The sequence below is a fragment of the Pseudomonas sp. Pseusp3 genome, assembly GCF_047304225.1.
GTDB lineage: Bacteria > Pseudomonadota > Gammaproteobacteria > Pseudomonadales > Pseudomonadaceae > Aquipseudomonas > Aquipseudomonas fluorescens_CD.
Genome location: NZ_JBGLYV010000016.1, coordinates 78,030 through 84,716, shown reverse-complemented (window position 1 = coordinate 84,716; position 6,687 = coordinate 78,030). Strand labels below are relative to the sequence as shown.

Here is a 6,687-nt window from a genome sequence, read left to right as displayed (position 1 = left end):
AACGAGATGTCGACTGACACGGCCCTTTCGCGAGCAAGCCCGCTCCCACATGAAAGGTGGTGTTAGTTCGATTGATATCGGCTTTTTATCGATCATTTTTGTAACCGTGGATTGATGGTGCTTTAAAAGCCGATATTTATCGGATATAAAGTCACCATAGCCCACGGCGTTTACACATACGCTTCCCTTTCTGTCAGGTATCAATGCCACTCCGGAGTCCTGAGCCATGACCACGTTGAACAGCACCCCTCGCGCCGACGGCTTCTACATGCCGGCCGAATGGGCACCCCAAACCCAGACCTGGATGATCTGGCCCGAGCGCCCGGACAACTGGCGCCTGGGTGGCAAACCGGCACAAGCCGCGCACGTGGCAGTGGCCAAAGCCATCGCCCGTTTCGAACCGGTGACCGTGGCGGTTTCCGCCGGCCAGTACGAAAACGCCCGTGCCCGCCTGGACGTGCCGAATATTCGTGTGGTGGAAATGTCCAGCGACGACGCCTGGGTTCGCGACTCCGGTCCGACTTTCGTCATCAACAACAGTGGCGAAGTCCGTGGCGTGAACTGGGACTTCAATGCCTGGGGCGGTTTTGACGGCGGCCTGTATTCGCCGTGGAACCGTGATTCGCAAGTCGGCGGCAAGATCCTCGAGATCGAGCGCAGCCCGCGCTACCGCACCGAAGGCTTCGTGCTCGAGGGCGGCTCGATTCACGTCGATGGCGAAGGCACGCTGATCACCACCGAAGAATGCCTGCTCAACCGCAATCGCAACCCGCACATGAATCGCGCGGAAATCGAAGCGCTCCTGAGTGCGAACCTGGCTGTGGATAAAATCATTTGGCTGCCGGATGGCTTGTTCAACGACGAAACCGATGGCCATGTGGATAACTTCTGCTGCTATGTGCGCCCGGGCGAAGTATTGCTGGCCTGGACCGATGATCCACAGGACCCGAACTATCCGCGCTGCCAGGCGGCGATGAAAGTGCTGCAAGGCAGCACCGACGCCAAGGGCCGCCCATTCATGGTGCACAAGATGCCGATTCCGGGTCCGCTGTTTGCGACCGAGGAAGAATGTGCCGGTGTCGATCCGGTCGATGGAACCCAGGAACGTAACCCGACTGTTCGTCTGGCCGGTTCCTACGTGAACTTCCTGATCGTCAACGGCGGCATCATCGCGCCGAGCTTTGACGACCCGCAGGATGGCCCGGCCAAGGAAATCCTGCAGAACCTGTTCCCGCAGCATGAAGTGGTCATGGTGCCTGGCCGCGAACTGTTACTGGGGGGCGGCAATATTCACTGCCTTACCCAGCAACAACCCGCGCCGCACAAGGAGTGAGTGAGGTTGTAACAGCTTGAGTTGATTGCGAAATCCCTCAGGCTGTCGATCAGCCCGCTGCATGGCACAGAGCCCGCAGCCCATCAGGGTTGCGGGCTTTTTTGTATCCGCTTGCCCACACTTCAGAAACCTTGGCACAGCTCTTGTATCTCTACTGTTGTAACTCGGGGAGGGGGAGGACTTCGATGTTCTGTCATAAACCTTGGATAAGTTAGCCGCTCACAAACCGGGAGAGAGCGCGGAAATGAACGCCGAAGTGAATGTAGTGAGCGAAAAGGCGTTGCATCCCCTGGCAGTAAACAGCGAATCGCTCCAGATTCTGGCGCACTGGTTCAAGTCCAATGGAACGCGTCAGATCAGCGAAACTGATCCGCGCCGGACGATGATCGAGCGTTACCCCGCTGGTTTATTCAGCGAAGCGGAACTGGATGCGTTGTGGGATGTAATGGAAGGATAAGAAGAACAACAACGGATTGATCAAAAAAAAGCGCTGCCGGGATGGCAGCGTTTTTTTTTGCTTACGGATTTTTTCAGTCACCACTGAACATTGTGGGAGCAATGGTCTTAACCCTGCCATTCGACCGATTCAAGCAACAGACTGAAAGCCAATCCGGCGTTTTTCCGGGGCCGTTGCGGCACTAATCTGCCGACATCGAATTTTCCTGAATTTCTGTCGGAGCTTTTCCATGATCCTGCATTACATCTACGACCCATTGTGCGGTTGGTGCTATGGCGCCAAACCGCTGGTGCAGGCCGCCCAGGCCGTGCTGCCCGTGATTGCCCACGGCGGCGGCATGATGACGGGTGCCAATCGGCAAAAGGTATCGCCACAGCTGCGCAGTTACGTCATGCCCCATGACCGGCGCATTGCCGAATACAGCGGGCAGCCGTTCGGTGAGGCCTATTTCGAAGGATTGCTGCGTGATCACACCGCCGTGTTCGACTCGGCTCCACCCATCGCTGCGGTGCTGGCTGCCGAGCAAATGGAAAGTCGCGGGCTGGAGTTGTTGGGGCGTTTGCAAAGTGCTCATTACGTGGAAGGGCGCCGCATCGCCGACGAATCGGTATTGTTTGAACTGGCCCACGGCATGGGGCTGGACCGTCAAGCCTTCGAAGGAGCCTTCAGGGCGGCCGACACCGAAGGCCATATCAGCAACAGCCGGGCTTTCCTGGCCAAGGTTGGAGGGCAGGGTTTTCCGACCCTGGTGCTTGAGGACAATGACCAATTCACCCTGATCGATATCGGGCCATGGCTGGGCAAACCCCAGGCATTTGCGCAGTGGTTGAGTCAGTCGCTGCCCGATCAGGGAGCATCCACTCCCGTAGCAGTCTGTGGCCTCGAAGGTTGCATCGATTGAATGTTCCTGCCACGTAAAGCCGTTTCTTAGACGTTTTTTGCCTATTTGTAGAAGATTCACGAAATTGACACATCATTGAGGGCGCAGCTACGATTCGGCCCAACGCCTGTGGCCGACCGCCACGACTCAAAAACAATAAAAGGCCCGCCGCGAGCAATCGTGGGCGGGCCTTTTTGTTTTTGCATTGAAACAAGAGCGCGATAGCGCCATTTCGGCCGTTCGACACAGCGCGTATCAACCGAATCAAGGAAAAAAACAAAATGTTGAACAAGCGAATCAGCCTGATCGCACTGGGGATGTTGAGCGCTACACAGGCCATGGCGAACGACCAGGCCGAATCCAAGGGTTTTGTTGAAGACAGCAGCCTCAAAGTGCTGCTGCGCAATGCCTACATCAATCGTGACTTCAAAGACGGCAACCCGGATAAATCCGAGTGGGGCCAGGCGGCCATCGGCACGTTCTCGTCCGGCTTCACCCAAGGCACCGTGGGTGTGGGTGTGGACGCTTTCGGGCTGTACGCTCTGAACCTGGAACGCAGCGAAGACCGTAGCGGCGCGCAAGGCATCGACTTTTTCAAAAAGGGCGACAGCGGCCAGCCGGCTGACGACCTGTCCAAGGGCGGCGCAGCGATCAAGTTCCGCCTGTCCAGCACCACCCTGACCTACGGCGACCAGATGCCGGCCCTGCCGGTACTGAACTACGACAACTCGCGCCTGCTGCCGGAAAGCTACACCGGTACCTTGATCACCTCCAAAGAGATCAAAGGCCTGCAACTGGACGCCGGGCGTTTCACCGCCGAATCGCGCAAAAGTGCCGAAGGTCGTGACAGCGGTGGCTTGAAGTCGATCAACGTATTGGGCGGTAGCTACCAGTTCACCGAACAATTCAAGGCTGCGCTGTACGCTTCCGACGTCGAAGACGTGCTGAAGAAACAATACGTGAACGCCAACTACGTGTTCCCGATCGACAAGGATCAGTCCCTGACCCTGGACTTCAACGGCTACCGCACCAAGCTGGAAGATTCCTACGTTCGCGACAACGGTATCACCGGCGACGACAACAAGATCTGGAGCCTGGCCGCCACCTACATCACCGGCCCGCACTCGTTCACCCTCGCGCACCAGCGCAGTACCGGCGACAGCAACCTGGGCTATGCCTATGGCGGCTACCAGAAAGATCAAGGCCGCATCGGCGACGGTGGCAACACCATCTACCTGGCGAACTCCTACTGGTCCGACTTCAACGCCGAAGACGAACGCAGCTGGCAAGTCGGCTACGGCCTGGACTTCAGCACCTTCGGTGTACCGGGCCTGACCTACAACGTGGCCTACGTGCGCGGTGACAACATCACCACCTCCACCAGCGAAGGCGGCACCGAGCGCGAGATCTTCAACCAGTTCAAATACGTCGTACAAAGCGGCCCGGCCAAAGACCTCAGCGTGAAACTGCGCAGCTCGGTCCTGCGCGTGTCGCAGAAATCGAGCGAGTACAACGTCAGCGGCAACGAAGTGCGTGTGTTTGTGGATTACCCGATCAACATCTTCTGATGATCGGTTGCGGTATCGAGGCCTGATCAAAGGCTGAGAGAAGAAAAGCCCCGACTGGTTCGGGGTTTTTTTATGGCTCATAGGAGTTTTCCAAACGGCTCTTTCAATGGCCATGGCGACGCCCTTCAAGATTGTCGGAAGTGTCTGAGGGAAAAAGAGGATCCACCTGATTTCTCGTGACGATTCAACAGGCTGAAATAGCAGTTGTAACCGTGAGAGATCACCGAATGAAAGTTCCAGGGGTAAAGGAAGCTCCTGATCAGGAAAGCTGGAAGGATCTAGGTTTGCCGGATCTGCGGGACATATCGATACCCTTGGAAACCAAGGTGATTCGAGAGCTACCAGGGGCCGTTGATGTCTGCTCCGCTCTAAGGCAAGTAGCGCTAGGTTTTGGATTGCATGAAGGGACTGACACGGTGCTGATCGAAACGCCATATTTACCCGTTACGGTTCGGCGTGAGCATCTACGTCACATTGTGGAAAAACGCCCTAACGCCCGAGAGCGTTTCACTGAATTTGCTGTAGATACGCTGAATAATCCATTAGAAATCTGGCGGGTTTCCTACAGCGATGGCTCCTATCGTCTCGCCTTCATTGGCGCATACCACACAAAGTACCAAATGTTGGTAGTAATCCATGTTGACCGTGGGTATGTACTTTGGAACTTCATGAACTGTGACAAAAAGGCGCTGAACAAACATCGGCACGGCGGGTTGGTTTATCAACGTTACCTATTATCCAAACAAAAAAAGCAGCCTGAGTAGGCTGCTTTTTTTGAGAAGCTTGCTTGATATTGTGCTCCCTCAAGCAAGGGAGAAGAGGTCTCACCCGAGCGCTGATTTTCAAGTCATCAACGGGGTTCCTAACGCCGACTATTGCCACCTGAAGGCAGTCGGTTTCGCGCTCTTGGGCAAATTCTCTGTCACAGATGATGCTTGTGTCAACCCGAGCGGTAGCCTTGTGGTGTTGGTCAGATCGGCGAAGTCGCGCACATCGACATCTGACTTTTTTACGATGGGGACCATTACAAAATGGAGAAATTGATCGAAACAGCAGAGGGTTATGATTCCTCGGCTGAAATGCGGATAGCTGGTGCGCGCGACCCTACAGTGAAACGGGCTTGCGCAATGCTTGATGCTCAAACCATTCGCAGGAATATCGACTCGGTTGACGAGGTGATCGAGGTTGCTGTGGGAGGTAACAGAAGGGGATATCGAACAAATCAGTTTCAGAAGGACTTGCTGGAGTCTGTTCGCGATATGAATGAGAGCCGCATCAGCCCTATCGCGCGGGGTAAGCTTTAACAAATGCATTCGCGATTCATCGCGAACGTGTCGTCCGCAGCGACATGTCCCGAAGACGTGTCGCAAAAATTGGAAAATTGCGACACGTAAGCAATTGGACGACAGAAAAAACGGTATAGAGTCCTAAAGTGCTCATTACACCACGTAACGAATGAAGTTCCCGCCCCCACCTTTATCCCTTCCAGTAAACTCCATAAATTGAGCTCCAACGCCTCTCCCATCATCCCGACGGGAAGGTCACTGGAGTTTCCCTCATGCCTTTCGTAAGCGTACGCATCACCCGCGATGGCGTTACCACTGAGCAGAAAGCTCAGGTGATTGCCGAGATCACTGAAACACTGGAACGCGTCCTCAACAAACGCCCTGACCTGACCCACATCGTGATCGAGGAAGTCGACACCGATAACTGGGGTTACGCCGGAATCACCACCACCCAGTACCGCAAGCAACTGGCCGAGGCGGAGGGGAAATCATGACGTCGTCCGTCACCATCGATTTCATCTCCGATGTGGTGTGCCCCTGGTGCGCACTGGGGGCGACGGCGCTGGAGCAAGCGATCGAGAACGTGGCCGGGGACATCTCGGTCGAGCTGACCTACAAGCCGTTCGAGTTGAACCCGGATATGCCGGCCGAAGGTGAACAAGCGGTCGAGCACTTGATGCGCAAGTACGGGAGAACGGCCGCCGACGTCGCCGCCGGCAAGGCCATGCAGATCGCTCGCGGCGAGGCCATCGGCTTCAAATTCGATCTGGAGAAACGCACGCATTTCTACAACACCTTCGATGCACACCGTTTGTTGCTGTGGGCGTTGCAGGAAGGGCGGCAAGTCGAGTTGAAGAGGGTGCTGCTGCAGGCCTACTTCAGCGAAGGCCAGAACCCGAGTGATCAGTCGACGCTGGTGCGTCTGGCGATTGAAGCGGGGCTGGATGGGGCAAGTGCACAAGAGGTGCTGGCGTCCGGCGCGTTCGCAGAAGAGGTGCGAGAACTTGAAGAGTACTACCGGCAGCGCGGCATCAATTCGGTCCCGGCCATGGTGCTGAACGGTCGCCACCTGGTGTCCGGTTCGCAATCGGTCGAGTACTACGAACAGATGTTGCGACAAATGGCCAAGGCACCGGCCGAAGCCTGATTACAGATTTTCTACC

8 protein-coding genes are annotated in these 6,687 nt (G+C 56.0%); all 8 read left to right on the top strand.

Features of this window, described 5'->3' with window-relative positions; translation table 11 throughout:
- The first annotated feature begins 226 nt into the window (after positions 1-226).
- The 8 genes from aguA to ACCD00_RS08160 all read left to right on the top strand — a co-directional run bounded on the left by aguA (position 227) and on the right by ACCD00_RS08160 (position 6,671).
- Positions 227-1,333 carry an agmatine deiminase gene (gene aguA / locus ACCD00_RS08195; protein ID WP_413423471.1) on the top strand — a complete coding sequence of 369 codons (1,107 nt, stop codon included), beginning with the start codon at positions 227-229 and terminating at the stop codon, positions 1,331-1,333.
- 244 nt (positions 1,334-1,577) lie between these two features.
- The gene (locus ACCD00_RS08190; RefSeq protein WP_057399224.1) at positions 1,578-1,790 is read left to right on the top strand and encodes a hypothetical protein; all 213 of its coding nucleotides are present in this window, start codon (positions 1,578-1,580) and stop codon (positions 1,788-1,790) included.
- Between the two features lie 229 nt (positions 1,791-2,019).
- Positions 2,020-2,691: a DsbA family protein gene (locus tag ACCD00_RS08185; RefSeq protein ID WP_413423469.1), complete on the top strand. Its 672-nt coding sequence runs from the start codon at positions 2,020-2,022 to the stop codon at positions 2,689-2,691.
- 260 nt (positions 2,692-2,951) lie between these two features.
- Positions 2,952-4,238 (top strand): OprD family porin, encoded by a 1,287-nt coding sequence (locus ACCD00_RS08180; protein WP_413423467.1) that lies wholly within the window; start codon positions 2,952-2,954, stop codon positions 4,236-4,238.
- 176 nt (positions 4,239-4,414) lie between these two features.
- Entirely contained in the window at positions 4,415-5,002 is a 588-nt protein-coding gene (locus ACCD00_RS08175; RefSeq protein WP_413423465.1) for a PBECR2 nuclease fold domain-containing protein, read from the top strand.
- 267 nt (positions 5,003-5,269) lie between these two features.
- A complete protein-coding gene (locus ACCD00_RS08170; protein WP_413423463.1) occupies positions 5,270-5,542 on the top strand; it encodes a hypothetical protein in 273 nt (90 codons plus the stop codon).
- 254 nt (positions 5,543-5,796) lie between these two features.
- Entirely contained in the window at positions 5,797-6,018 is a 222-nt protein-coding gene (locus ACCD00_RS08165) for a tautomerase family protein (protein WP_111286693.1), read from the top strand.
- Positions 6,015-6,671 (top strand): DsbA family oxidoreductase, encoded by a 657-nt coding sequence (locus ACCD00_RS08160; RefSeq protein WP_413423461.1) that lies wholly within the window; start codon positions 6,015-6,017, stop codon positions 6,669-6,671. Before ACCD00_RS08165 ends, ACCD00_RS08160 begins: the two co-directional genes overlap by 4 nt.
- Positions 6,672-6,687 lie beyond the last annotated feature (16 nt).

Bases quoted from the DNA above. Each gene is read 5' to 3' on its own strand.
- aguA (WP_413423471.1), top strand. From the start codon at position 227: ATGACCACGTTGAACAGCACCCCTCGCGCCGACGGCTTCTACATGCCG.
- ACCD00_RS08185 (WP_413423469.1), top strand. From the start codon at position 2,020: ATGATCCTGCATTACATCTACGACCCATTGTGCGGTTGGTGCTATGGC.
- ACCD00_RS08190 (WP_057399224.1), top strand. From the start codon at position 1,578: ATGAACGCCGAAGTGAATGTAGTGAGCGAAAAGGCGTTGCATCCCCTG.
- ACCD00_RS08170 (WP_413423463.1), top strand. From the start codon at position 5,270: ATGGAGAAATTGATCGAAACAGCAGAGGGTTATGATTCCTCGGCTGAA.
- ACCD00_RS08180 (WP_413423467.1), top strand. From the start codon at position 2,952: ATGTTGAACAAGCGAATCAGCCTGATCGCACTGGGGATGTTGAGCGCT.
- ACCD00_RS08165 (WP_111286693.1), top strand. From the start codon at position 5,797: ATGCCTTTCGTAAGCGTACGCATCACCCGCGATGGCGTTACCACTGAG.
- ACCD00_RS08160 (WP_413423461.1), top strand. From the start codon at position 6,015: ATGACGTCGTCCGTCACCATCGATTTCATCTCCGATGTGGTGTGCCCC.